The organism is Lysinibacillus sp. A4 (assembly GCF_024919535.1).
GTDB lineage: Bacteria > Bacillota > Bacilli > Bacillales_A > Planococcaceae > Lysinibacillus > Lysinibacillus capsici.
Genome location: NZ_JANWTB010000005.1, coordinates 246,512 through 270,893, shown reverse-complemented (window position 1 = coordinate 270,893; position 24,382 = coordinate 246,512). Strand labels below are relative to the sequence as shown.

General features: G+C 37.2%; 33 protein-coding genes. All 33 read right to left on the bottom strand.

What is annotated here, in order from left to right; genetic code table 11:
- Window positions 1–11: 11 nt before the first annotated feature.
- Window positions 12–1,187 (bottom strand): hypothetical protein, encoded by a 1,176-nt coding sequence (locus NY607_RS12425; protein ID WP_259419802.1) that lies wholly within the window; start codon window positions 1,185–1,187, stop codon window positions 12–14.
- On the bottom strand, window positions 1,187–2,002 hold the full coding sequence (locus tag NY607_RS12420) for a putative phage tail protein (protein ID WP_259419801.1): 816 nt from the start codon (window positions 2,000–2,002) through the stop codon (window positions 1,187–1,189). The genes NY607_RS12425 and NY607_RS12420 overlap by 1 nt, the downstream gene beginning before the upstream one ends.
- Window positions 2,003–2,018: 16 nt before the next feature.
- Window positions 2,019–2,366 (bottom strand): phage tail fiber protein, encoded by a 348-nt coding sequence (locus NY607_RS12415; RefSeq protein WP_259419800.1) that lies wholly within the window; start codon window positions 2,364–2,366, stop codon window positions 2,019–2,021.
- On the bottom strand, window positions 2,363–3,403 hold the full coding sequence (locus NY607_RS12410; protein WP_259419799.1) for a baseplate J/gp47 family protein: 1,041 nt from the start codon (window positions 3,401–3,403) through the stop codon (window positions 2,363–2,365). The genes NY607_RS12415 and NY607_RS12410 overlap by 4 nt, the downstream gene beginning before the upstream one ends.
- Window positions 3,404–3,847, bottom strand: a complete 444-nt coding sequence (locus NY607_RS12405) for a DUF2634 domain-containing protein (RefSeq protein ID WP_259419798.1) — start codon at window positions 3,845–3,847, stop codon at window positions 3,404–3,406.
- On the bottom strand, window positions 3,847–4,212 hold the full coding sequence (locus tag NY607_RS12400; protein ID WP_259419797.1) for a DUF2577 domain-containing protein: 366 nt from the start codon (window positions 4,210–4,212) through the stop codon (window positions 3,847–3,849). Before NY607_RS12400 ends, NY607_RS12405 begins: the two co-directional genes overlap by 1 nt.
- Window positions 4,213–5,190, bottom strand: a complete 978-nt coding sequence (locus NY607_RS12395; RefSeq protein WP_259419796.1) for an XkdQ/YqbQ family protein — start codon at window positions 5,188–5,190, stop codon at window positions 4,213–4,215.
- Window positions 5,190–5,612, bottom strand: coding sequence for a hypothetical protein (locus tag NY607_RS12390; RefSeq protein WP_259419795.1), 423 nt, complete (start codon window positions 5,610–5,612; stop codon window positions 5,190–5,192). Before NY607_RS12390 ends, NY607_RS12395 begins: the two co-directional genes overlap by 1 nt.
- A gap of 12 nt (window positions 5,613–5,624) precedes the next feature.
- Complete coding sequence (locus NY607_RS12385) at window positions 5,625–7,652, bottom strand: phage tail tape measure protein (protein WP_259419794.1); 2,028 nt, start codon at window positions 7,650–7,652, stop codon at window positions 5,625–5,627.
- 187 nt (window positions 7,653–7,839) lie between these two features.
- The gene (locus NY607_RS12380; RefSeq protein WP_259419793.1) at window positions 7,840–8,232 is read right to left on the bottom strand and encodes a phage tail assembly chaperone; all 393 of its coding nucleotides are present in this window, start codon (window positions 8,230–8,232) and stop codon (window positions 7,840–7,842) included.
- A 26-nt stretch (window positions 8,233–8,258) separates the two neighbouring features.
- Window positions 8,259–8,693, bottom strand: coding sequence for a phage tail tube protein (locus NY607_RS12375; protein WP_259419792.1), 435 nt, complete (start codon window positions 8,691–8,693; stop codon window positions 8,259–8,261).
- 13 nt (window positions 8,694–8,706) lie between these two features.
- On the bottom strand, window positions 8,707–9,765 hold the full coding sequence (locus NY607_RS12370) for a phage tail sheath subtilisin-like domain-containing protein (protein ID WP_259419791.1): 1,059 nt from the start codon (window positions 9,763–9,765) through the stop codon (window positions 8,707–8,709).
- Between the two features lie 3 nt (window positions 9,766–9,768).
- Complete coding sequence (locus tag NY607_RS12365) at window positions 9,769–10,251, bottom strand: phage tail terminator family protein (RefSeq protein WP_259419790.1); 483 nt, start codon at window positions 10,249–10,251, stop codon at window positions 9,769–9,771.
- The gene (locus NY607_RS12360; RefSeq protein WP_259419789.1) at window positions 10,248–10,676 is read right to left on the bottom strand and encodes an HK97 gp10 family phage protein; all 429 of its coding nucleotides are present in this window, start codon (window positions 10,674–10,676) and stop codon (window positions 10,248–10,250) included. Before NY607_RS12360 ends, NY607_RS12365 begins: the two co-directional genes overlap by 4 nt.
- Window positions 10,673–11,011 carry a phage head closure protein gene (locus NY607_RS12355; protein WP_259419788.1) on the bottom strand — a complete coding sequence of 113 codons (339 nt, stop codon included), beginning with the start codon at window positions 11,009–11,011 and terminating at the stop codon, window positions 10,673–10,675. Before NY607_RS12355 ends, NY607_RS12360 begins: the two co-directional genes overlap by 4 nt.
- Window positions 10,989–11,249: a head-tail connector protein gene (locus tag NY607_RS12350; RefSeq protein ID WP_259419787.1), complete on the bottom strand. Its 261-nt coding sequence runs from the start codon at window positions 11,247–11,249 to the stop codon at window positions 10,989–10,991. The genes NY607_RS12355 and NY607_RS12350 overlap by 23 nt, the downstream gene beginning before the upstream one ends.
- A 4-nt stretch (window positions 11,250–11,253) precedes the next feature.
- The gene (locus NY607_RS12345; RefSeq protein ID WP_259419786.1) at window positions 11,254–12,591 is read right to left on the bottom strand and encodes a phage major capsid protein; all 1,338 of its coding nucleotides are present in this window, start codon (window positions 12,589–12,591) and stop codon (window positions 11,254–11,256) included.
- On the bottom strand, window positions 12,584–13,168 hold the full coding sequence (locus NY607_RS12340; RefSeq protein WP_396631595.1) for an HK97 family phage prohead protease: 585 nt from the start codon (window positions 13,166–13,168) through the stop codon (window positions 12,584–12,586). The genes NY607_RS12345 and NY607_RS12340 overlap by 8 nt, the downstream gene beginning before the upstream one ends.
- The gene (locus NY607_RS12335) at window positions 13,137–14,351 is read right to left on the bottom strand and encodes a phage portal protein (protein ID WP_259419784.1); all 1,215 of its coding nucleotides are present in this window, start codon (window positions 14,349–14,351) and stop codon (window positions 13,137–13,139) included. The genes NY607_RS12340 and NY607_RS12335 overlap by 32 nt, the downstream gene beginning before the upstream one ends.
- A gap of 14 nt (window positions 14,352–14,365) precedes the next feature.
- Complete coding sequence (locus NY607_RS12330) at window positions 14,366–16,084, bottom strand: terminase large subunit (RefSeq protein WP_259419783.1); 1,719 nt, start codon at window positions 16,082–16,084, stop codon at window positions 14,366–14,368.
- Complete coding sequence (locus tag NY607_RS12325; RefSeq protein WP_259419782.1) at window positions 16,081–16,611, bottom strand: phage terminase small subunit-related protein; 531 nt, start codon at window positions 16,609–16,611, stop codon at window positions 16,081–16,083. The genes NY607_RS12330 and NY607_RS12325 overlap by 4 nt, the downstream gene beginning before the upstream one ends.
- Before the next feature lie 122 nt (window positions 16,612–16,733).
- Window positions 16,734–17,081 carry an HNH endonuclease gene (locus NY607_RS12320; protein ID WP_259419781.1) on the bottom strand — a complete coding sequence of 116 codons (348 nt, stop codon included), beginning with the start codon at window positions 17,079–17,081 and terminating at the stop codon, window positions 16,734–16,736.
- Complete coding sequence (locus NY607_RS12315) at window positions 17,078–17,380, bottom strand: Rho termination factor N-terminal domain-containing protein (RefSeq protein ID WP_259419780.1); 303 nt, start codon at window positions 17,378–17,380, stop codon at window positions 17,078–17,080. The genes NY607_RS12320 and NY607_RS12315 overlap by 4 nt, the downstream gene beginning before the upstream one ends.
- A gap of 64 nt (window positions 17,381–17,444) precedes the next feature.
- Complete coding sequence (locus NY607_RS12310) at window positions 17,445–18,401, bottom strand: hypothetical protein (RefSeq protein WP_259419779.1); 957 nt, start codon at window positions 18,399–18,401, stop codon at window positions 17,445–17,447.
- A gap of 180 nt (window positions 18,402–18,581) precedes the next feature.
- Entirely contained in the window at window positions 18,582–18,818 is a 237-nt protein-coding gene (locus NY607_RS12305; RefSeq protein WP_259419778.1) for a hypothetical protein, read from the bottom strand.
- Between the two features lie 197 nt (window positions 18,819–19,015).
- Window positions 19,016–19,252 (bottom strand): hypothetical protein, encoded by a 237-nt coding sequence (locus NY607_RS12300; RefSeq protein ID WP_259419777.1) that lies wholly within the window; start codon window positions 19,250–19,252, stop codon window positions 19,016–19,018.
- 269 nt (window positions 19,253–19,521) lie between these two features.
- Window positions 19,522–20,043 carry a hypothetical protein gene (locus NY607_RS12295; RefSeq protein ID WP_221679260.1) on the bottom strand — a complete coding sequence of 174 codons (522 nt, stop codon included), beginning with the start codon at window positions 20,041–20,043 and terminating at the stop codon, window positions 19,522–19,524.
- A gap of 52 nt (window positions 20,044–20,095) precedes the next feature.
- Window positions 20,096–20,290: a hypothetical protein gene (locus NY607_RS12290; RefSeq protein WP_259419776.1), complete on the bottom strand. Its 195-nt coding sequence runs from the start codon at window positions 20,288–20,290 to the stop codon at window positions 20,096–20,098.
- 55 nt (window positions 20,291–20,345) lie between these two features.
- Entirely contained in the window at window positions 20,346–20,555 is a 210-nt protein-coding gene (locus tag NY607_RS12285; protein ID WP_221679258.1) for a hypothetical protein, read from the bottom strand.
- Between the two features lie 2 nt (window positions 20,556–20,557).
- Window positions 20,558–21,412, bottom strand: a complete 855-nt coding sequence (locus tag NY607_RS12280) for a DUF3102 domain-containing protein (protein ID WP_259419775.1) — start codon at window positions 21,410–21,412, stop codon at window positions 20,558–20,560.
- A complete protein-coding gene (locus tag NY607_RS12275) occupies window positions 21,409–22,947 on the bottom strand; it encodes a PcfJ domain-containing protein (protein WP_259419774.1) in 1,539 nt (512 codons plus the stop codon). Before NY607_RS12275 ends, NY607_RS12280 begins: the two co-directional genes overlap by 4 nt.
- Before the next feature lie 13 nt (window positions 22,948–22,960).
- Complete coding sequence (locus NY607_RS12270) at window positions 22,961–23,446, bottom strand: hypothetical protein (RefSeq protein ID WP_259419773.1); 486 nt, start codon at window positions 23,444–23,446, stop codon at window positions 22,961–22,963.
- Window positions 23,421–24,353, bottom strand: coding sequence for a replication protein (locus NY607_RS12265; RefSeq protein ID WP_259419772.1), 933 nt, complete (start codon window positions 24,351–24,353; stop codon window positions 23,421–23,423). The genes NY607_RS12270 and NY607_RS12265 overlap by 26 nt, the downstream gene beginning before the upstream one ends.
- Window positions 24,354–24,382: the final 29 nt, after the last annotated feature.

Genomic DNA, 24,382 nt, shown 5'->3' with positions numbered 1-24,382 from the left:
ATCCTCTCCTTTTAGTATAATGTCCTAAAGATTGTATTTGTCTGCATAAAATACAATCTTCCATCAGATCCTTTTGTTAAATCTTTCATGCCTGTAAAATCGTTGTCGAACAACTTAACGCCAGTATCCTTATTAATTTTATTCAAACGATTGTCTATTAATAGATAGAGATATTTTTCGTCCGCGAATATCAGACTAATAGTAGAATTAGCTTTAAATCGTTGAAAACGGTTAATATTTTCTTGCTTTATAGCGCCGTTACTTATATTAAGTCTTCCAAGATGATACGTGTATGATGTAGTAGGACCCTCCCTTTGGACGAAGTATACATACTTATTATCTTTACATGATACCCATTGAATTTCAAAGCTTGTTGCAATAGCTGCTATCGAGGTGAATGTTTCCAGATCTATTTCTCTAATTTTTTTAACGTCGTAAAGTATCATAAATCCGAACATTCTACCGTCAGGGGTAATGTCTATTTTTGTATCAGAGCTTCCACTAGTGGTATCGAACGGATTTCCAGATTTTACAACTGATAAATCCACTGGCGAAAATGCTTTAACAAAGCCACCATAATAAGACACATAAATTAACCCATTATAATAAACTACACTACCAAAATCGTTGCCTATACTTACTATCTTTTCAGTAACCATAGTTTCTTTATTTATTTTTGCTAATTCATTTCTATTAATTGTACTTCCTCTACCCACTGGTACAAATAAATGTGTCTCATTTTGTACCACACCACTGCTCATCGCAATATAATAATCACTAGATCGACTTATTTGCATATTAGTTCGAAGATCATACTTGTAAACATAGTACCTATTTGCAAGATTGAAAGAGAATATATACGCATATTTGCCATCCAAGTCCAAAAGCATACTAGTGCTCAAGTTGGTTAGATATTGAACATAAAAGTTTTCGTCTAATATCTCAAGTTGCAATTTATCTTTTAGAGATGCAGATTCAGCACTTTCAAAGCTGACAGGCAGTCTACCGTTTTCATCTAGCTCGACAAGTCCACCTGGTTGACCTTTACTGCTTTTGAACTGTTCATAATCATCTTTTAAGTCCGTAATGGTGTCGTCTAAAACATCCATATTTTCATTTAGATCATTAACATTCACATTATCTGTGAGACCAGGCTTTTTTAGATTTAGATTTTGTGTATATTCCATTAGCTCACCTCATCCCATATTTGTAATTGGTCCCATGTTATATTGCTAACATCACCCCATGTTTTGTTACTTAAAAATTCCCAAGCATTAAAAGTGTATGTGTAGTCAAATTGCAGATGGGCAGGCGCTACCATATCGATAGACTCTTTTAAGCCATTCATGTTGTTTGGGATGCCTTTTGCACCAACAAATTTAATCTCATACACACCTGGCGTATTTGTTGAATTTACCTCTACTTCACCATTGCTGAATGCAGCCGCAACTAATTTAATAGTGTCCTTTGTTGTTTGACCAAACGCTGCAATATTGCGAGCGATAATTTGTTCGCGACGCTGGTCATAGCGCAATGTGCTATTTGGTTTAATGCCAAGATCTCGTTCATAAATAGGTAGTGCTTCAATAGCAGTATCTATAAAAATGTTACGGTTCACTATTTCAAGCTGTTGCTCGGCATTTCTTAACTCTCTATCATCTGCAGTTAATATTGTTCTAAAGATGTTTGATTTACGTTCATATAGAGGTAAATATTTAATCATGTCTGATAGATAGTCTTCAGTAGAAACAACAATACTTGTAATCATTTCGGACTTTGTCTGCATGATTATAGGTGACTGTACCACTTTCACACCTTGCGTCTGCAGCTCTGTTATTATCTCGTTTGTTACACCTGATAATGCAACAGAAACACCATGTGTCTGCAGCTCTGTGTCGGTAATCATCAAAGCAAGTCGAAAGCATTCCCATTGGTGCGCTGATAGCTCTCCCCAGGTAAAGACTGATACTTGGCCCCACTCAGATTGCGGTATAGCATGCATTTGCCCTCACCTACCTTTACCTTAAACGGACAATTAAATAGTTTTTAGGGATCTTGTACTGACTTGAAACATCGATATTCTTTGTAAACTCGGCCTGCGATTTAAACAATAAATTGCCACCTGTTGACGCATCTGAAATGCCGATGTGCGATATATCTCCCCAGTTTTCAGTTGCTATTGGAAATAAAATTTCAACGTCATTCGATGTTTGACCATCCGTTGGTGTAGCAAACACCACCGGCTGCCTTACATAACCTGTGGCGCTTACCTCCGTGTCACCTACAAATAATGCGACAAATACTGGTAGTGTCCTTAAATTGTCCGTTAGTACCTTATTTTTTAAATACACTGTCATATGATTCATTCGTTAACACCTCCCATAATTGCAACTTCTTCATTACCTATTGAAATATTCGCGATGCCATCATTCAGTAATAAGTTTTGATAATCCAATACCCCTTCACTATCAATGATCTCACTACCTGTTTTCGCATAACTAACGTAGGATTCTTTGAAAGCAATTCTTTTTAGATATTCAATCATATTTTCCTTAATGTTCGATTTAGCTACGGGCTCGGTATATCCATCTGCTAAACTCAATGTAGCTGTGAGATTTATTGGAACACCAATAGCAGGTATAATGGCTAAATCTTCGACCCCAAATGGCATTTGCTCTGATATATGGTCGTAAACTTTTTGAACTAACTCTGCATTGGCGGGTTGTTTATTTGCATCGATTACGACCACTTTCATAGTTAATGGGCCGTTATATCTTTGGATTACCCTTACATCTCCAACACCTGTTACTTCTAAGGCCCATTCTCGATAATGATATTTGTTGCCTGCCTTACCTGGACGCTGAAACTTATCATAATAGCGCTGGCGTAAATCTTTGTCTGTTTCTTCATCATATCCATCAACAACAGGCTCAGGATTATAGACATTTACAAGGCCATTGATTGAAACAGGAAACTTTGTAATTGTGTTCGCTGGCACGTTTCCTATTCGGCCAAACTCGTTACACTGAATACGAACATGCGCGAAGCCACTTTCATTAAGAGTGACATTTTCAATTACTGTATATAAAATCGTATCTGTCCCTACTAATTCACCAGTTTTAACAAGTGTGCCAGCTGTACCTGAAACAATAACGGTTGTCGTAGCCTGTGTAGCAGGTTTACGGATTCGCCCTGTTCGCTGATAAACAAAACGCGTTAATTCATCACCTGTCAAATTCTCTACATCTAATTTTTCTTGTACTGCAGCAATCTTCTTTTGTTGTTCAGCAAATTCTACAGCAACAGGCTTCGTCACATCATACACGAAATTCCCTTTTGATTTGTCGTAATCATCGCTAATGTTAGCTATCATACGCTCATGTATGACTTTTTCATCTTCCATTTAGGCCACCCCTTTCAATGGCTCGTCAATCTCAAATGCACCTTCTACTGTGATAACTTTAAATTTTATCCGCATCCACTTCCCATCATGGCTGAATTGCCATTCCTGAATATCCTGAATGTGCGTATGCTCCAATAAGGATGCTGTAACTTCTCGTTTAATTTCAGCTTCGATAAAGGCGCGTGGTAGGCTAGAACCTATCAGATCCTCCAACATCACACCATAAGGAATGTCTTTGTAAATTCTAAAGCGAAAGCGCTCTGTTTTAAGCACTTTTAAGATCCATTGCTTTAAAGTTTCAAGACCATGTATTTCAACCATTTTTCCATTCTTAAATACAAAATCACCCTTATCAAAGTCATACAAAAAAGACTTACCAAGTGGCGGCAAGTCCGTTTTAATTTCCTGTGTATCAAATTCTAGTCGTGCGATTTTAGGTAACATTATTCGAACCTCACCGCCTTACCTACAACAAAATACAGCTGTTCATCTGCAGTTGGTAACAGTATTACTTCGTCACCCTCTTTGAGCGTGTCCTTTGTTGTGGATTTTACTTTCTTAGCCTCAAAAGTGGTTTCTCCTAAAGTCGGATCAGCAAATGTAATGTCACCTTCTAATTCCAATTCACGCTCATAAGCTTCAAGAACATGAGCAGCAAAAACTAATTTGTTATTACCAAGAATGACAGTATCATTTAAGCGTATTTGGGCATTTGGCGGTGGTGAAATAACAATTCCAGTAGACATTGACACAGGTTTAGGATTTTCTTTATCTTTAAGTATCTTAGCTAAAGTTGTAATCGAATCCATTTACTTCACCTCTAACGTAGGTTTCATTGTGTGTATGCCTTTACTAATCGTATGCAATACATCTTTAATCAAGAAAGTACCCTTAATGCCTGTAGTTGGTTCCTCTAATTTAAACAATCGGCCTGCTCTAAAATCATCATGGCCCATCAATTCAACGCTATTTTCTTCTGATACTTTTGATAACTGCTTTAATTCATTTTCAGCCACCTGTTTAGCACTTTTCTTTTCATTCTGATCTAGCTTCACAACTTTAGTAATACGACCATATTTCTCAGCCATTTTATTATCAGACTTGGTTAAAACTACTTTGTCATTGTTTCCGACAACCTGAATTGTATTAGCCATTTCTGTAATGCTGCGTCTTTTAGAAGGATTCATAAGAGCTGAATGAATGTCGTACTTTGGGCCACCTTCATACAATTGAAATGTGCCTGTTACAACGACATCACCTTGCTTTTCGATGTATAGCTTGCCCTGGCGCATTTCCATGAGGTATTTAACACCTAACGACTGCTCTGCAATAGTAAGAATGTCTTTTATAATTTCACTTACCTTTTTATCGTTGTATATTTGATCGATAGGTTTTGGAATAGATACAATCTTACCTACTTGGATATTGAAGTCTTTGGCGATCTTCTTGATACAAGCATCTGCAGATAGCTTATTAAATTGATAAACTGCATTCGATTTGTTTAGATAAAAGGCATAATCAAAGGCAACGTATGCAATTGGTGATCTTCCATTTTTCAACTCGTCCACAATAATAGCTCGCGTAATTTCTTTACCGTTATTGTATAGGGCCACCATATCGCCAATATCACACGGATTCACAGGGAAGTAATTTGTATCAGTAAAAGCTATACTAAAATTGATTTCGTCCCCCAATTCCTCCATGTTGCTACGCCAGGTTAATGTGCCAAGTAAAGGCGTAATATTCGTCATGGTAACACCTTTAATTAGCCATAATTCATGAGCCATTATTTCACCTTCTTTGTTTCTAAAATGATCTCTTTAAACTCTGATAGGGCCAGCGAATAATAAACATCGCCTGATCCATCTTGAAGTCCAGCCTCAAAGTTTTCGATTGTCATGAGCATATTAATAGGTGTGTTCGACATGATCAGTCGGATTGGCATTCGTTTGTCTATCCAGCCCTCAATGATCTCGTAATACTCCCACCCAAAATATTTATTGTTTCGTGAAAATGGATACACCTTTGAAGGAAAAAAAGAATCAATAGTAAGTGATTTCAAGCCCCTACGTCCAAGTAATTTAATGTCACCCTGATTAATTGTTGTAAAGACTTCATTGCTCACAGGACTTGGTATTTTAAAATCAGGTGGCACTATAGGAAGTTGAATAATTTGTTTTCGATCCATTGTGCTTAAAAAAATGTCCATTTATTCAACCTCCTATAAATTAGCCAGTCGTAATTGTAATAATGGCACTAACTCATTGGCTACTTCCATTGCTGTTACGCCTTTGGCATTTAAGTTTTGGATAATAACTTGTACACCACCGCCAGTATTTGAAGCTGTTGGTTGTGGCGTAGCTCCTGTAGGTGTAGGCGTCGTTACTGTTCCTGGTGATGGTTGCACCATTTGATCCACATTATCGATTGATCCACCAGCTGCACGAATCCTTTCAGATTGTCGAGCAGGTATAACCATTTCGTCTTTGTGTAATTCTGCAATATAACCGTCATAAGGAACACGATTTAAGCCAGTAGCATGTGATCCTGAAACGAATTTACCAACGGCTCCTGCAGCCTTTCCGATTGTACTTCCTACTGAGGAAACCCATTTAGGAACTTTAAAACTAGAAATAGAATTTTTAAAGCTATTCCATTTTTGTCCTATTGATTCAAACCAACCAATGGCAGGTTGCACAAAGTTAGATACAGCTGATTTAATACCAGCAAATTTTTCTTTAGTCGTGGCCCATAATTCACCTGCTTTCGCCTTGACTGTATCCCAATTTCGATATAACAAGACACCTGCAGCAACTACAGCGGCTATGCCGACAACTACCCATGTCAAAGGACTCGCAAGCATGGCCGCGTTCATTGCCCACTGTCCAGCTGTAGCTAGCCCCATAGCTGTTCTAAACCCCTGGACCATAGTAGTAACTGTGGTAATAACCTTTAATGTTCCCATTCCTGCGGCTACAACCCCTGCAGCTGTACCAACACCAATAAGCGTTTCTTTAATCGGCCCCCAATTTTCGCGCACTGTATTTCCAAACTCAAATGCTTTTTGTACGATGCCTTGAATCTTAGGTACCAATTCATCTGCTTTTTGAGCAACACCTTGCAAGAATTCCTGTGCGCCAGCTCCATTTACAACATCAGCTATTCCGACCTGTAGTTCACGCCATGAGGAAATCAATCTATTTTTTAGGCTACCTTCCACTTTGGCGGCTGCGGTATCTGTAGCTCCCTCAAAATCCGTCATGGCGTCTTTGGCCCCGAGCATTGCGTACATTGCCCCTGCTTCGAGGTCTTCCCACTTGGTACCAAAGAGCGCAACAGCTAATTGGTTGGCTGTTACCTGGTCATCCATCCCTTTTAACTCAGCTGTTACAGCACTTGCAACCTCAGCAACAGTCGCTTCACCTCGGTTGAAGGATTCCCATAAATCAAAGGTAGATTTACTCATGGCTGAAAATGTTTCGTCTGTTGATTTCGAGCCGTTCTTAACTCGGATTTGGAACTCTTTCATGACATCATTCACATAATCCAAGTTATAAACACCTGCCTTGGCCCCTCGCTCCATGATTCCGAAATATTCCTCAGCAGAATATCCCATATTGCCAAATAAGGACGAATACTCTGCAACATTATCAAACATTTCGTTACTAAAATTAAGCCCTCTCTGCCCACCTGCAGTGAACAAATCGAACGCTTTGTCTGCAGAAATACCGAACGCTTCCATCATATTGTTAGCACCGCGAGTGACTTCGTTCACATCCGAATCAAATGTCTTAGCTAATAACAATGCATTGGAAGTAACTTTACTAAACTCCCCATTATCGATGTTATGCATATTTTGTTTTACTCTCGCTAAAGCATTAGTTACTTCATCGATATTTTCACCGTACCCTTTGCCGAATACTTCTTTTGCAGCACTTCCGTATACTTCCATCTGCGAAGCTGTAGCACCTGTTTGGACCTCTAACATATCCAAAGAGCTGCCCATGTCTAAGATAGTTTTACCGACACTAGCCCCAAAGGCTGCAACACCTGCAGCACCTAAGGCAGCTGCACCAGCACCCACCGTTTTAAATATCCTAGTTGCACCTTGCCCAAATCGTTGTATCTGATTACCTACTCTTGTAATACCTCGGCCAAAATCATCAGCACGATCACTCGCTCTTCTTAAATTGCTAGAAAAATCACGATCTTGCAATGTAAGAACTGCAGATATAACCCTATTTCCCAATTTCTCACCGCCTTTACAAAAGAAAAAAGCTAAAGCATTAGCGCTCTAGCTTTCATTTCTTCTAAATATTTTTCAATGCTAGCCGTCATGAATAGCTTTTCGTCATAAGGTAAATTCAACAACTCGTCAAGCTTACGTCCTTTTTGAATATAGTGATGAAGAAAATAAAAATCATCATCACTATCAATTAGTTTTTTACGGCTTTAACTCCGCCTTTTTTGTATCCTGCTAATTCGAAAGCAATATCTGATAGCAAAGCGATCTCCCCAGGCTCAAAGATTTTAGCTACAATGTCAGTTGGCAATGTGCCTCCATACACTTTTTTCAATTCAGGATCTTTTAAATTTGGTTCAACCATTGTGTTATATACCATGTACTCGTCTGCGTCAGTATCATTGTTTTCATCTCGACCCATTTTCATAGTATCTACACATAAAGATTTTTCAGGTTTACGCAAAACTACTTCCACGCCTAAGCGTTCCACAAGTACAACCTCTGTAACATCATCCTTCACCTGATACTTTTCTTTCTCTTTCATTAAATCCGTAAGTGTTAATCGCTTAATTTCTTTTTTTGACATTATAGTTTCCCTCCAAAATATGTGTTTTAAGCACTAATCAAATCAATTGGATCATAATCTGCGAAATTAAACGGTAATTCTTCCATCCCAATTGATTTTTGTACAAATTGAAGCAACGTAAATTCATTAAAAGTAACTTCATTAATAGCTACACGTTCTGCACCAAACGCGTCAGGATCAGCTAATTTCCCAACAATATTTACATCAGGAACCATACCTTTTTTTACATCGTTTGCTAATAGTGCTGCCCCACGGCTATAAATCTTTTTAACTTTTAAAGTCCCTTCTCCTGACCACCCTGTCATTTTTTTATGAGTTGCTGGATCTTCTGCCATATTCACATCTTCATATCCAATGGCTACTTTGGCTTCAAATTCCTCAATATCAAGCCATTTTTCATTGTTCACCCACACACTGCCGTATGTGCCGTTAATAACTCGATTAGATTTTAATTTACTCATGTGTCAATCCTCCTTAAATCGCAATGTCCATATCTAAGTCCTCGATAGCATCCACAATTTTTATATTGCTTGCTAAGAATACATTCTTTTTAAAGGACATTTCTTTTACTTTTTGGTCGTCCCATTCTGACGTATCTCGCCCGATACCCTCCCAGGCCAACCGCTGTTTTCGTACATCTATTTCCGCCTTATTATCAAAGTTCGGATCAAGAATTCCCTCGCCCTCTAAGCCGTCATAATAAGCATTAATAGAACGGATAAACAACACTTGATTATCATAGATGTTGTTATGTTTGCCGATGTAGTTCTTATCGAATGTGGTGCGAATATCGTCTTTGATTAAGTCCTGAACTTCCATAACACGGATTGATTTAAAGTCCTCAGTCTTTTTACCTGTCGTTGTCGTCAGACTATTGACACCTCGTCCGATTTTAATGTTTTCACCATCATTAATAAGGATTAACTCGCCATTATCAACAGCTGCGTCAGGGTCTTCAATTTCTGTTATAGAATCAATCTCATTCAATTCAAAATAAGTAGATGAACGAGTAAATGGTAGCCCTGCCATGATGCCAGCAATTCGTGCTGTATATTCTGCAGTCGTATACTCTTTTTCACCGACTTTGATTCCTGTTGTGGTGAAATTAATGATTCCTTCATGATCGGCATCATTGTTAGGCAATACTGCTTTGAACGTTTTCTTGTTATTATCACGCTTAGTTTTGATCCAAGTTGCAATGGTAGTTGTGTCCTTGTCTTCAATACCTGGAATGGCCAAATAATTAAATCGCTTATTATTTAAACGTGTTAAGGCTGCGTTGTAATCAATTGCTGTTGTTGGCAAACGTTCAATAATGATTTTGCTTGGTGTACCCATAAACGCTAACTTAATGTAATCTAAGCTTTCAGGCGACCATACCTCTGTTGGTACGTCCTCAATACTTTTGTAAGTCAATGTTTCAGCTGTTTGAGCATCGTCTTTTAAAATCAATGCAACAATACCTAGCTGGCTTCGCTTGATCGCTGTAACGGCTTTACCATTAAAATCGATAATAATTTGTGGTAGGCCCATTCTTTAATCCCCTTCCTCATCATCCAATTCGCCCATATGCTCAATTGGATATTTTTCATAAAAGTCTTTGCCATTTTTAATTTCATCTTCGATGTTGATTCCCGAACCAGGTTCACGGCCATCAAAGAATTGAAGATCAAATTCGAACTGCAACACACCATCAATTTCATCAAAATCAGGTTCGACTATATCCAAATGGCGATCTTCTACTGGAAATTTAAGATCAAATAAATTTCCTAAAGCTTCTTGAACATCTAAAAACTCAATCGCGTTATCATTTTCATCTGTAGGAAAATAAAAAATGCGAACCGTGCAAGACTTTTCAACTTGTGTCAAATAGCCCTCACGCTTCACATTATCTAATTCCACTTTGAACGATGGCCGTGTAAAGCCATCCTTTACAGATTTACTTGATACCTTTAACCCTTTAAAATTTGCTTTTAATTTCTTGGTTACTGTTGCCCTAATATTTTCGAATGTAATCATAGCTTGTTTTTCCTCAACAATTCATCTAGCCATTTTACAGTTTCTTTCTCTACGTCACCCGATGACTCAAATTCTCGCATGCCCTTGTCCAACGGTTTTTTACCATGGACAAAATCACCTGTTTTATTACCCTCATGGTCTACCATCCAGTGACCATCCTCAACCAAATGTGCGTGAGGTGATGAATTGTAAACACGTACAACAAGTTCGCCCTGATAACCAATAAAGACTTTTCCTCGTTTCCACTTCTTGTGGTATCCGCCTGTTTTCTTTTTAACAAGGCTTCGAGATTTCTTAGCTACAGTTGTCCTGGCCTTTGAACCAATTTTACGCATCAATTTAGGAGCTTCTTTAGGTAATTTCTTGGTGGCAACATCAAACAAATCTTGTTGGAATTGTGTTAAGCCTTGCATTTGTATACTCATAGCAACACCTCCTGGACAAAGATCTCTAGCCATTTGTTTTCAAAATAAGGATCTAAAATATATTTGATCTCAAATGTATGTCCTTTGTATTGAATCTGCATTTCTTTTGTAATGTCTTTGCCAGCTGTATAGCGCACCTTAATTTTATGGGTAACGTTAGTAAGAACGGTATCTGCAGCTTGCTTTTGAAGTGACCCTGTTTGAGGTACTATTTCAGCCCAAATTGTTTTGATAGGTTCAAATTTATTGGTTGTTTCTCCGAGTCTATCCTCAACCTCAACATTACCCAAAATACTAATTCTTTTTTTCAGCTTATTGGATTGGTGTTTCGGCATCGTCATACACCTCCAAAATCATAAAAGGTGTAAGGGCATCAAGCGCCTTTTTTAATTCATCTTCTGCAACACGGTATTCATACATAATTCCTGCAACCATCAACACCAAATATTCTTGTTCGGTACCTGTTGCATTTTTCACATACCGCCTGGCATTTCTTAAATAAAAGGACAGTGAAGTGTCTCCCTCACCGTCCTCATGAATATGTTCCTTAAATTGTTCTAATAGTTCGTCCATCTAATCAGCTCCCTGGTTTAGTGGCTCCTACTTCATAACGGTAAACTGCTGGCTCAAATGGTGAATAGATTAATTGGCCATCAATAAGGTTGTAAATTTGGAAGCCAATTTTATTAGTACCTGCATATTTTTCAACTAGCTTTTGAAGCTCCATTCCGCCTTTAATTTCTTGAATGTGGAAAGCTTTAAAATCACCAAAATAAAATACTGGCTTTGTTGGATCAATACCATCAGCTGCATCCGTAAAATCTAAATTATGGCCAAGTAATTTATAGCCTAAGCCATCTGGTGTTTCGTAAAGAAGTGGGCGGCCATTTGCATCCAATAAACCTTCAAGAGCAGTCACAGCAGCACCATTTACAATCCACATTGACTTTTTACGTACTGCAGTCGTTACTTGCCCTTTCATTTTAACAAGTTGAGAATACAGCTTATTAGCTAATCCTGCGGCTTCTAAATTTACTGTTTCACTCTCATAAAAAGTGACTGCTTTCTTAGCTAATGCTCCTGGATTTTCATTCCCTACGTCATTACCATTGAACATATAATTTGTTTCTTTCCGAACATAAGCTTTCTTCAATTCATCAATTACAATCTGTTCAATATTTACCCCTGTGCGTTTTAATAATTTTTTCGTGATTGTAGCAAGGGCATCAAATTCAGCTGGATCTAAATCAATTGAATCGAACTCAATGTCTGTTTCTTCAATTTCCGTTGAACGTTCTTTCTTATTAACATTAGCTTCTGCTTTTTTAACTAGAACTGGATATTTGACATCTGCATCAGTCTCAACATAAGAACCGTATTTTCGTAATAAGTTTTCCTCTTGGGCGTATGAGATTACTTCTTTAGCAATCTGAACTGGAACAGTTACAGAACCATTCCCCACCTCAATACCAAGTGAACGAGCCTCTGACTCCGAAATGTTACCGACTACAAAGTTAGCAAATGCTGAACGAATTTCAGCTTCTCGTTTCTTAGTAGACTTAGCGTTACGTGTTGATAGAACATTTCCAATAGCATTAATTGCAGTTTGTGCCGATTGAGACACAATGCCACTACGTTTTTCAGGATCAGTTTTTTCTTTATCTTCTTCCTCGTCTTCCTCTTCCTCGTCAGGATCATCAGCGCTTCGATTCTCAGGATCTTCATTACCTGGATCGTCTTCTAAATCAGCAAGCGCTTGTTCTGTTTCTGTGAGCTCTGCAGAAATTTCCTCGATCTCAGCGGTAACACCTTCGATTGCATCCTCTGCCATATCACCAGCTTCTAATTGTGAGCGTAGTTCTGTTAAACGTCCTTTTAAACGTTTCTGTAATGCCTTTAATAGTTTTTTATTCATGTTTGTTTTCCTCCAAAACTGAGTTTATTTTTTGTATTAACTTCAATCGCAATTCAATCGACTTATTGGCTTCTTTGGAGCGCAATGTTACTTCTGTATCCTCATACGCTGGAATACTTACGACACTAATTTCATGTAACTCTACGGTGTTAATTGTTCGAACAGGTATTTCAGGTTCATAATCCCATGTTTCACTTGTAGGAACAAAACCGAACGAGCATTGCGAAATATCGCCACGTCTTAAACTCTCTGATAAATCCCTAGCCAACGTTGTATTTGGCAAATCCACTTCGAATTTAAGCCCTCTAGCGTCCTCTGACAAGCGCAATGTTCCGCTCTTGGTTCTTCCTAAGACATTGTTCCAATCGTGGTTAAATAAAGCGCGTATGTCGTCATTTGAAGCAATTGCATCAGCAAAAGCACCTGGCGCTATAATTTCTGTAAACATGCCCCATATATCTGTTGGAGAATTAAATACAGCTGCATAACCTTCAATCACATTCGACTCACTATCGCCCTGGCTTCTTGTTTGGAGTCCTTGAATATCAAGTGTCCGAATCTCCTTTTGCTTGGCCACCATCGTCACCCCCCTTCAAGCTGTCGTCTGTCGCTTTATTAATGTCTTCACCTGCAATTAAATCCTTCGAAATATAAAGCTTCATCGATTCTTCAGTGAATAAGCGATCAAAGCCAAGTAAATTATCGCGAGCATCGTCAGGTGTTGCGACCATTGTTCTAACGAGGTTGTAAGCAATATTTGTTTTCGTGCTGTATGGTACAAAGTCCAAAATATTAATCTTGAATTTCAGCCGTAAATTCGAATTTGGGCCAAAAAAAAGAAGACTCAAATGGTCTTCAAAGTTTTGCATTATGGATTTAACAGACTTGTTGTGTAAGTACATCATGGCTTTCTCTAAATCTGTCTTTAACATGGCTCTGTAAGTTTCAACATCGATATTTAAAAACTTTCCAAGATCTTTCTTATAGACATTCAAGTAAGAAAGTATTTTGGCATCATCGATTGGGCTTTTCAATTCATCAATTAAATATCCTTTCCCTAAAGGAATGAGCTTAATTGTACGGCTATCGTCAATTCCTTCTAGTTGGTCCAGGATCGAATTAATTAAGATGGATTGAGCGCCATTTTTCGGATTGATATGAGCATCTAGTTTTAATAAGAATGCTAGAATACCGCCTTTTTTGTACTTATCTGTAAGTACCTTTTCAGCACTCATAACGCCCTCTAAGGTATCCCTTCCTAATTGTTTTAGTCCAACACCTTTCAAGTGATTGAGACCTATGTTTTTAATATGTCGGATCATTTTAGAAGGTATTTCAGTACCGTTAATTTTATAACGCTCCACTAGCTTATCGTCTAATTCAGCTTCAACATTCGAAACAATATGAATCTCCTTCCCTGTAAAAAAAGGAAATACTTCACCCTCAACTAAATAGGTATTTACCATAAGCTTCATAAATTCTGTGCCTGTTAAATATTTATTTGGATTGCGTAGTAATTTTAAAATATGATGGTTCGTAATATCTTTGCCTGTTTCCTGGTCTTCTACTACCACCTGGGCCAAAGCTATTTGGTTACTTATGTCTTGCATCAATTCATATACATCACTGGAATGTAAAATGTTTTCGTCATCGGCAACCCAACCATTTACACGAACACTTCCACCTAATGAATCCTCTATTAAACCTCGCTTTTCAAGCTGTTTTACTAAATACCTTGAAAACCTATCTCGTATTCGCACTATCTCACCTCGCTTTATCGATAAATTGATTTAATATATTCATCTAGTCCATCCATGCTTTCAGCCATCATGTTTAATGACTCTTTATGAGCAATTAAAAAAGCGACAAAGCCGTCTATATGTTCAGGGCTTTTTCGCTTGGATGGTGTTTTTAAATTGTTTATATTCGTTATTACTTTGGCATTGGATGCACAGAAAATAAGTAATGGATTATCTGTTATCACTTTATCCTGTAATAGTAGTATCTCGAAATCATCAAACGGTTCATTCATCACAGCTGGATACTGCGGAACTTCTACACATGGTATTCCTAGCATTTCCCACTGTTCAACGAGCTTTTCAGCCAAAGCAGGATCATAATTTATTTGCCTTAAATCGAAATTATCAAAGACCCACTCTACATATTCGTTTACCATATCTTCACTTACTGTTTTACCAGGGCATAATGTAACGAATCCTTTTTCGGCAAGCTCTCTGTACGGAACATTTCGCTGCAGTTCCTTTTCTTCAATCCCAAACTCAGGAATAAAATACATTTGTTTTACTTTTAAGATTGGTTCGCCATCATCATCAAATGTCGGTACGTTAATATCCACACAAGTTAAATCAGTTCGTCTTGATAAATCGACACCCACCACGCATGTTGAACCTTCAAGCTCTCCAAGATCATCAACAAGCATTTTTTCCAATTGGTCAAGATCGAAATAGGTTTCGGCATAATTGACGAATACATTTAAGTGTTTAGATAAAAATTCAGCACGGTTAAAGCTGTTATTTTGAGCCTCTAGAAATGCATTTTCTAAAAATGTCATGTTTACAGAAACACCGATATTCGGATTTACCATGCGCCACACTTCGCGATCCTCCCAATCGTAACCCTTGTTTGGTTCATAAATCATCACAAACCATGAATCATCATTATCATTCTTCATAGCTTCTTTAGCGTAGGCGTGAATTTGTGCGCCCAATGCTCCTGTTTGCTTTCCAGCAGTTGTAGTGATGATATTCAACGGTTCTTCCTGGGCAATTTGAGCAGATCGCAAGTTATCATATTGTTCACGGTCCATTTGTGCATGGACTTCATCGAAATAATTACAATAAGGATTTTTACCCTCGTTCCCTGCATTATCTTTTGTTAAAACCTTCAACGTGTTAGCGTATTTTATGCCGTCTTCTACAAAGGTGTATTTAACAGATCGGATTGTATCTTCTTTACCCTTGTAAATTCGGGTACCTGGACGTAAATCAGGGCTGTTTTCAATCGTTAGGCCAATAGGAATAGCAGCATTTTGACATTGTTCAAACGTATTTGCTGATATGTAGAAGTCAGCGCCTTTAACACCCTCGCCATACATTCCATAAATTACAGGACTACCGCCCATAATCGTCTTACCGTTTTTCTTCGGCACCTGCAGGTAGGCATTTCTTATTACTCGCACAGCTTTTCCAAATTCATTTTCTCTTTGCCATCCGTAAATGTTAGCAAAATAAAACTTCTGCCAGGACTCCAAAATCAAAGGTTGGCCAGCCCATCGCCCTTTAGCATGTTTCAGAAATGTTTCGGTGAAATATAACATGTCATTGGCTTTATCATTATCAAACCAAATATCTCTCCGCTTCTTCCATCGTTTATAGCGCTTCACCATTAGTTTAATACTGTTCGGATAAGCTTTTGGATTAGAATCGAACTCTTTTACAAATTCATCAGCATAATTTACTTCAAAATCTATCATGATCTCATTTTCCTTTGTCTAAATTGAACAAGCTTGCTACTTTCACTTTCAGGCTCAGGATCTTTTTTCTTTTCCTCGTCACCTTTCGCAAGTAATGTTCCTGATTTTTTAATGAGATCTTTATTTTTACCATCTAATCCAAGTTGGCCAAGTAATCGGGCTAATTCTTTTCTAAGCTTTTCAGTATTTTCACCAATGTCTTTTGCATTTTCATATTCTTCGAAACAATCCAAGTACACTTCAATTAACAAATCCAAAGCAGGCGAATAGGTTCCAGCCTCCACCAATGAGTCTATTATCCGTTTATGCTGCAGTTCACGATTAGAAGGTTTACTTTTTGTCACACTTTCATTTTCTTCTACTGTGACATTCTGAACTAATCCCAATTGTTCAAGCCAATTATAGCGACTTTTCCACTTTCTAACCGTAGACTCTGCAGCACCAACAGCCGTTGCTATTTCTGCATTTGAAAGACTTCCTTCACTCTCTTTAAAAAGCTCAAATGCCTGTTCATGTTTTTTGGTCAATACCTATTCACCTGCCTTTGTCACACTTAAAATTTTTTCAAAAATTCATTTTGAGGCGCGCAATTACATGCTCATACGGTCTACAGCAAAATGGCCAAAATTATAATTTGGTAGGGGGGCTATCACCATTTGAAATTATGTTTTGGCTTCGGTTTTGTCTCATGTTCAACAATCATGTGACATGTTGGGCATAAGGTTGTGACGTTACCAGCATCAAGTTTCAAGTCTGGCCGAACGTTAATCGGTATGATGTGGTGATGCTGTGCGCTCTTACCAAACACAAACTTATTACATCGTGTACATCTTCCCTTATCTCGCTGATAACATTCAGCCTTTAAATCCCTCCATGCCTCTGTGCTATAGAAAGGTTTATTGCTGGCACCTACATTCCTTTTCTTTCGTCTATGCTTATCACAGTATCGACCTTTATCGATTAGCTGTCGGCATCCTTGTTCACTACAGTATTTCATTCTGCATCAGCTACTAACTGTTCCTCAATATACTTGCGGATTGTCTCAGGCTTCTTTAGATTACCTGGTACTTCGATATTGTTTTCTTCTGCAAACTCTCTCAGCTGTGTAGCAGTCATTCCCTCTAAATTAAATACTGGTGTGTCAGTTGATGGTTTAACTTCTACATATAGCATCGACTCAGGTTTCTCAGTTACTTCGAAAGATGGCCTCATACCTGCAGGTACAAACAATACCTTCTTTGCTTCACTATCCCAGTATTCAGTTCCATTAGCTGTTGTGCGAATTGGTACTTTCATTGTTAATTGCTCCTTTCAACGACATAATAAAAAGCCACACCTTGTTAGATGTGACCAATAAAAATCATTTTAGATTATTAATATAATCATCAACTAAATTTGAATGATGATCATGTATTAGTTTTTTAATTTTATCAATAATACTAATTTGTTTATCATTACTTAATTCTTTAAATTTATCTCTCAAACCTAATCCAATGAAGAAACAACGTGTAGCTGCCTCAGAAGCCAAATTAGCACCTTTTAAATATTCTTCAGAAGAAGTTTGTATTTGATTATTCCGATCATATTTAGATATTTCGTCTCTAATACCATCTATAGTTTTCTCGTTAAAATAAATCTTAGAATTATATAATCTAACATGCATATATAAATACATTTTTGAATAATAAGGTACATGTGGTATTACTTTATCAATAAAAACATCTAAATCTATTGCATCTAAATTGAGTGAATCTGAATCTGTACTAGGTCCTTTTCCAAAACTTGATGCTGCAATTTCATTTAATGTTTCTTGTACAATATTTATTGAATTTAATTTATCTTCTATCAAGTTAATTTTTGTTCTTAAAAATTCAGCAGATTCAATCATCACTTGGCTTGATTCAGACAAAGCTTTAGAATCTAAATTTTGTGTAACTTGTTCTATTTTAATTGCCGAATCTGCTATTTTTTCACTAGAAAGATTACTAGACAAAGTTTGAAATAAGGTAAAGCCAATTGCAACAACAGCTAAAATAATAGATACAATCGTACCTGCAAATCCCCAATGATCAATTACTTCACTATTTCCTCTATATTGATAAGTAAACAAACTAATTGATCCTAAACAGATTATTAAAAGCCAGTATAATAAATCCTTAACTTCTATCCAACTGGTTAAGGATTTTTTCTTTATGTCCTTTTTAATAAGTGGTGGAATTTTTACTATTAAGGTAAGGCTTACTATGGCAATAATCAACATCGATGGAACTACTAACAACCACCATGCATTAAATTCAACAGAAACTATATCTTCCATAATTACTCCTTTATCAACAAATAATAACAGATTATACTATTATTTCAGGAATAATGGAATAGTAAATAGACTACACCTTTTGGAGTAGTCACAATTGCTCGTTTCCGACATACATTTACTATTTCAACTCTAGGAATAATAAAAAGCCACAACTCATATTTTGAGTGTGACTTTTAAGTATTAATTAAAACCTAACTGACTTGCTATGCCAGGTAGGTAATAGCTTAATATAACTAAAATAAAAACTCCGAAAGTAATTATTGGCATTGTAATTTTAAACAGCCAATTAGGCATCTTAGTAATCTTTTTAAAGATAAGTTGTACAATTATTACTAGCGCCATTACTCCAATTACAACAAGGATATGATTTTGAATTATCTCAGGTCCATCTCCAAAAATTTCTTTAAAATCTGGCATTAAACTCCTCCTATTGAAACAATTTTACATAATTATATAATTATTCTTTCATATTCTCAAACTAAAGGTCACCATTTAAGAGTAACCTTTATTATTTGTTTCCGACATACACGTACAAGTAACGTGCTTATTTCGTAATGTTTAATATTTGTTAGCACATTTCCGTACGCTTTATTACCCACCACTTCCACACTTTATTAAGAACGCGACTTCCTTTTAATTAAATCTGATATTAGTTCAACCAGTATTTTTGTATTCTCAGATAAATAATACTTGTGTACATAACCATCATCATCTGTTGGAGGATTTAATATTTCGTTAAGATCATCTTTGGTTAAATGAGAGAAATACACACCACCTGGTCTACAAATATACTCTTTTACTTCTTTCATAAAATTCGTTAATTCATATTTGTCCATCTCATTTACTATCATTCGCTATCCCTCCCATCAAAACGTTGATGGATTGAGTATAGCATAAATAAAGAACGTTCGTTCTATTTATTGATAATAAAAAGTCACACCTTTTTAGTGTGACTCGGGTGTTGACGTTCCAGCAGACGTCTATTTTGTTGTTCGCCCGTTTATCAAACGGGACTTCACGTGTGAGTTGGAAGACTCTTGATGTAAAGTAAATCCAATTACTCTACATCTACACTATATAATATTTACAAAGCATTTAAAACGACATCTTTACGACACAGTTATAACTGTAACCGCAATCCATCTGTGCCGAAAAAAAGGACTGACATCGCATGAACTGCCTCTTTCAGATCCCGTTGAGCAGTACGTTCATGTACATTATGCAGTTTTGCTATTTCTGCGTAAGTCTTTCTTTCATCGTTTATATAAAAGTGTAAAAGCGTTTCATATCTTCGCACCGCTTCTGTACCCAAGTGTTTACAGTCCATTTTGTATACCCTAATCATATTGTCGATAAATCTCATCATTGCAAGCGTACGAGCTTCGCTTCTTTTTATAGATTCTAATGTAAGATATTCTTTATCAGGTGAAATTATTTCTTCTTGCTCCTCACCCTCTAAATCCATGTTTTCTTTCATTTCATCGCAATACACTTTTAAGTGACGGTAATTCTTCAACAATATTCTTGTGTTAAAAAGTCGTCTATCCAATCTTTTAGTTTTTTCTTCTTGTTGAAGCTCGTTGAATTTGGCTATAGCAACTTCTGCTATAGCAGCTATTTGTTCTTGTGCGATGCTACTCATCGGCACACCTCCAATTATTATTTATCCTTCTAACATTCTGTTTAGTAATTACTCAATGAAGATAAATATGCACCTTTGTAATTGGTACAGGTGAAAATACTATAATAGCCATTAATATTCCAGTAAAAATAAGCATTGTTGCTATTACTGATCTTGGAGGCATATAAACCTTAAATACAATTAATAGTCCAAGCATAAACCAATACATAATAAATAATATTTGTAACAAAAATATCACTGTCTGCATTTTTCACCTCTCTTTTCATGTTTGCTTCTGTACAATGTATTTAACCAGTCCTCAACTACGTTAGATACGTATCCCTCTCAATTGTTCTTGTTTTCCGCTTCGAAACGTTTTTAGGTTGACCATATTTCTCTTTTACTTCCTCTCGAGTCATACCGTGTTCAATTCGGCAGTGAGCTGCAGTAATGACGATGCCTATATGCTTACAACCTTCCACAGGACACTTAATATATTCACCTTGAGCAGCACTCCAATATAGACCCGACATTACTACACCCCTCCCTCCAAAGTGGCACGCATTTTATCCATTAACTTATGAACAGCATTTGTATACTTGATCTTCACCTCGCTATCCCCGATTTCATCAAGTACAAGCAATGTTAAATTAAATTCATTCACCAATGACTCAAAACGCATTTTGAATTTTATCTCTGCAGGATCAGATGACTCATTCACTTTGCTCCTAAGTTGGTCCAACTCCTTTTGCACATCATCTGGAATAATCTCAACAGTGGCCGCTTCAATTGGTTTGGCTTTTAAGCTCTCTTCTAACTTTTTCGCCCTGGACTCAGCAACGGCCAACTCTTGTGTTAACCTATTAATCTCTTTTTCCGAAACCTCATTCTCACCTACATGTTGTTGAACATCTTGCAGCTGTTGTTTAAGGTCCTGAATATCTTTTTCTAACAGACTCTTTTCTTTTGCGGCATCCGCTTCACGCTTGGCCATTTCCTTTTCAAGTTTCTGTTTCTCTTTAACAATCTTTTGAAGCTCTCTAGTAGACATTTCATCAACATCGTTTTCTTGTAAAAATGCCTCTCGATCTTCAGCATCAATACCCAATAAAGCCACTGCTTTCGAATAACTCAAATTCCCAAACGCTTGGGAATTTGAACTATACTCTACATGGATTTGCATTAAGTTATTTGCTGTCGATTGACTGTACTCTACATTCTCCTTCAACCATTTTCCCCACTCACCATGAGGTAATTGGTCCTTTGCCTCAATCAGCCTTTTTCCTATTTCAGCCGAAGCCTGCAACATCATTGTTTGTGTTTGGAATTTAATTGCATTGATTTCAGCTGCAATAACATCTGTAGACCGTTCTGTAATTAATTGCGTCATACCGCTTTCCTCACTTTCTTAGTTAACTTTTGCTTTTTAAATTCTTCAATAAATGCTTGGACATCTTCTGTCGCAGGATTATTCTTGGTTCCACGTACTTGTGAAACCTTCTCATTTTTAACTTCCACAGTGTAGAATGATTCCTCAGGGTTTTCGGTTTTGCGAATAAATAGTATTGTTGTCTGGCCATCCACATGCCGCTGCGCATACCCTCCAACACAATGAGACAATTTATTCCCTTCATCGATAATTTCTTTGGCTGTATGCGGGACTACTATTTTCAATTGGCCAAGTTCAAACTCATAATGCTTAATTTTTTCGTATCTCTCTTTCGCCTTCTTACGCATAAGCTCGTCTTCGTAATGTTTCACACGTTTAATAGTCTCTTCATGTGCCTTACGCAAACTATTTGGGAAAATAATCGCATCATCAATATGAACCTTTAACTTTTGACAATCCATCAAATAATCACGCCAAGTGATCAATACTTGATGGCATCTAATAAAATGTTTTTTATCTTTTCCGAATTGCTTGTTTGCATAATTAAACAAACGATGGAGGGAAGTGAACTTCCTTATAAATTTCAATGTTTTCATGTCATCTTCTACAGCGAAGCTCTTCATGTAGTTTTGCAATTCATCTATATTCATTTTCGATTTTTCTTTCCGCCATTGCTGCACTACCCAAGCTTTAAAAAGAAAATCTTTTGTGTGATACAACGAACTTGCGACGTTATTCTCCATTAATAATCGAAAGTCTTGCTTCGACATTTTGAAAATGTGATGTAATTTAGATTTTGACCAATTTATTGCACTAAAAGTTTTAAGTCCATATATTTTCGCTAATACGAAACTATCTAATCCAGCTTTCGTTAGGATTTCTACACTTGGGTATTTTGCAACCAACGGTAGGTACTTTAATACAGCTTCATAATCATATCGTTGCCAAGCACTGTATTGAAAAGGCGTTCCACCAATACCATCTTCAAATGTTTCACCCATGATTCTTCTGGACACAAAGGATCTATTCTGTAAGAAGCCAGGCGTACTGAATCCACCCTCTGCCCACCATCGACCACTCCATCCACCCTCGATTTTTTGGCAAATTTTATTTTCATAGTCGTATACGAAACGCGCAACAGCTGTATACTCTGTACTCACATTCTTGAAATCCTCTCTATAATCTCGAGAAGCATATAACCATTCCACCGTTACTACAGATGGATCTAATACAGATTTCTGGCAATGTAAAATACAAGCTGTATCGATTAAAGTCTTTCGCCCCAACCATGCCTTTTTGTATTTACATTTCGAAAAACATTCAGGGCATTCTCCTTGTCCATCTTGCTTAATCGGATCTTCAACAGGGAATGTACTTCGACAATGTGTACAGTAGCCTGTCCGATTCTTTCCACTGTTTACAAAAATATATCTGCTCAACAGCAACGCTTTTTCTTCCGCTTCAAATTGCACATGTTCAGGTACTTCGGTTGGAAAATGCGCAAGCAATGATTCAATAAATGCATCGTGTTCCATCGATGTCGCCCCCTTACAAAAATTCGTCCAGCGAGGCTTCAAAACGTTGTGTAGGTTTTGGAGCAACAACTGACTCTTTTGGTGTGTGATTTGATAGATTTGGTGTAGCCACCTTAACAACTGGAACTTTTTCTTTTGGCTTAATATCAAAATAACTTAGGACCGCTTCTAATCCTTGCTCTGGTGTTAAAACCCCGCAATTATTAACCTGCTGTTTTTCAGCTATTTTACGCATTTCCTTCATGCTGCCAATAATCGTTTTGCCTTTCACCATGATTTTTTCTGCAGCTGATGGGTTGTCCTTTATAAAATCCAACAGGAAATTACCTATTGCCGAAATGTAAGGATGCACCCCTTCCATTCTGAGTTCTGTCATTAATTTTGTTTTCGCTTGTTCTACCACTTTTAAAACCTCCTGTTCCTTCGCTTGGTATTCCGCTTCAAAAATATTCATTTGCCCTTCTTGTATCATTTCAATGTGATGGTCCATCTTCTCCATCCCTATCGCCTCCACGATTTGTATTTCTTTTGGCAAAATTGTCAATTCGCTTCATACGCACGTACAAATAAGCTCCTGAAACAAAATCAGAAAACTTCACTTGCATGTCTTTGAATTGATAATCCTTGTACCACTTTTCAAAAATTTCATGTGCCGATACTTCATCCTTAGCAATCTTTTCTGCACGTCTACGAGTCAGCTTTGTATCCGCCACTGTAACTGTTGGTTGCTTTAAATTGCGAGAAGGTGTATAACGCTTCATCGTTTTGTTACCTTTTTCTTTTGTGATATAACGAGCCATTCCCTCAAAGCCAAAATCATCACTTTGCAGTCGTCTTGACTGAGTACGTCCTCCACAATTCCACAACTTTTCAGCAACATCACGATTAGGAAAATTTGTAACCATGTGATGGTGAGCCCTCACTTTACTGCCGTCCTTTGTATGCTCTGTCACATAGATATACTTCAACTCAAAATCCTTGTACTGCTCCTGCTTATTAAGCCAATTTTTCATTCGTCTGATAAGATTTGTCATATCCTTTTTGGCCTGCTCAAAATCTACTGGCATTTTCCCTTGTGGGTAAGTGTACGTAAGCCAAATATCCACATAATTTCTGAAATTTGCGTTAATAAGTCGTGTAACATGTTTCTTAGTGTTTTTATCATTCAGATTCTTTTGTGCTTGGCTACTCTCACTTTTCTTTTTACGTAAACCCTGTGGTACTTCCCAAAAAGGGTAGGCTTCAACTTCCAATATTTCTCCACTCTTAATCGTTTTCACACGATACCCAGCTAAGGATTTGGCACGTAAACTCTCAATATGTTCTTCTCTACTATCCTTTTTCTCTATTGCAAACGAATCCTCGTATGCTGCTAATACATGCTTAATGTTGTGTTTTCTCTTCATGTAACTCTCTCCCCATGTTGTTAATAATC

Coding starts and splice junctions, on each gene's coding strand:
- NY607_RS12390 (WP_259419795.1), bottom strand. CDS start 5,612: ATGGACATTTTTTTAAGCACAATGGATCGAAAACAAATTATTCAACTT.
- NY607_RS12285 (WP_221679258.1), bottom strand. CDS start 20,555: ATGTCGGGTCTATATTGGAGTGCTGCTCAAGGTGAATATATTAAGTGT.
- NY607_RS12365 (WP_259419790.1), bottom strand. CDS start 10,251: ATGATTACATTCGAAAATATTAGGGCAACAGTAACCAAGAAATTAAAA.
- NY607_RS12380 (WP_259419793.1), bottom strand. CDS start 8,232: ATGTCAAAAAAAGAAATTAAGCGATTAACACTTACGGATTTAATGAAA.
- NY607_RS12345 (WP_259419786.1), bottom strand. CDS start 12,591: ATGAATAAAAAACTATTAAAGGCATTACAGAAACGTTTAAAAGGACGT.
- NY607_RS12310 (WP_259419779.1), bottom strand. CDS start 18,401: ATGGAAGATATAGTTTCTGTTGAATTTAATGCATGGTGGTTGTTAGTA.
- NY607_RS12320 (WP_259419781.1), bottom strand. CDS start 17,081: ATGAAATACTGTAGTGAACAAGGATGCCGACAGCTAATCGATAAAGGT.
- NY607_RS12270 (WP_259419773.1), bottom strand. CDS start 23,446: ATGGAGAAGATGGACCATCACATTGAAATGATACAAGAAGGGCAAATG.
- NY607_RS12330 (WP_259419783.1), bottom strand. CDS start 16,084: ATGATAGATTTTGAAGTAAATTATGCTGATGAATTTGTAAAAGAGTTC.
- NY607_RS12280 (WP_259419775.1), bottom strand. CDS start 21,412: ATGACGCAATTAATTACAGAACGGTCTACAGATGTTATTGCAGCTGAA.
- NY607_RS12405 (WP_259419798.1), bottom strand. CDS start 3,847: ATGTTACCTAAAATCGCACGACTAGAATTTGATACACAGGAAATTAAA.
- NY607_RS12425 (WP_259419802.1), bottom strand. CDS start 1,187: ATGGAATATACACAAAATCTAAATCTAAAAAAGCCTGGTCTCACAGAT.
- NY607_RS12295 (WP_221679260.1), bottom strand. CDS start 20,043: ATGAGTAGCATCGCACAAGAACAAATAGCTGCTATAGCAGAAGTTGCT.
- NY607_RS12415 (WP_259419800.1), bottom strand. CDS start 2,366: ATGAATCATATGACAGTGTATTTAAAAAATAAGGTACTAACGGACAAT.
- NY607_RS12375 (WP_259419792.1), bottom strand. CDS start 8,693: ATGAGTAAATTAAAATCTAATCGAGTTATTAACGGCACATACGGCAGT.
- NY607_RS12395 (WP_259419796.1), bottom strand. CDS start 5,190: ATGGCTCATGAATTATGGCTAATTAAAGGTGTTACCATGACGAATATT.
- NY607_RS12410 (WP_259419799.1), bottom strand. CDS start 3,403: ATGGAAGATGAAAAAGTCATACATGAGCGTATGATAGCTAACATTAGC.
- NY607_RS12265 (WP_259419772.1), bottom strand. CDS start 24,353: ATGAAGAGAAAACACAACATTAAGCATGTATTAGCAGCATACGAGGAT.
- NY607_RS12420 (WP_259419801.1), bottom strand. CDS start 2,002: ATGCATGCTATACCGCAATCTGAGTGGGGCCAAGTATCAGTCTTTACC.
- NY607_RS12315 (WP_259419780.1), bottom strand. CDS start 17,380: ATGAAAGTACCAATTCGCACAACAGCTAATGGAACTGAATACTGGGAT.
- NY607_RS12400 (WP_259419797.1), bottom strand. CDS start 4,212: ATGGATTCGATTACAACTTTAGCTAAGATACTTAAAGATAAAGAAAAT.
- NY607_RS12355 (WP_259419788.1), bottom strand. CDS start 11,011: ATGCCGAAACACCAATCCAATAAGCTGAAAAAAAGAATTAGTATTTTG.
- NY607_RS12300 (WP_259419777.1), bottom strand. CDS start 19,252: ATGATAGTAAATGAGATGGACAAATATGAATTAACGAATTTTATGAAA.
- NY607_RS12350 (WP_259419787.1), bottom strand. CDS start 11,249: ATGGACGAACTATTAGAACAATTTAAGGAACATATTCATGAGGACGGT.
- NY607_RS12370 (WP_259419791.1), bottom strand. CDS start 9,765: ATGGGCCTACCACAAATTATTATCGATTTTAATGGTAAAGCCGTTACA.
- NY607_RS12360 (WP_259419789.1), bottom strand. CDS start 10,676: ATGAGTATACAAATGCAAGGCTTAACACAATTCCAACAAGATTTGTTT.
- NY607_RS12305 (WP_259419778.1), bottom strand. CDS start 18,818: ATGCCAGATTTTAAAGAAATTTTTGGAGATGGACCTGAGATAATTCAA.
- NY607_RS12275 (WP_259419774.1), bottom strand. CDS start 22,947: ATGGAACACGATGCATTTATTGAATCATTGCTTGCGCATTTTCCAACC.
- NY607_RS12290 (WP_259419776.1), bottom strand. CDS start 20,290: ATGCAGACAGTGATATTTTTGTTACAAATATTATTTATTATGTATTGG.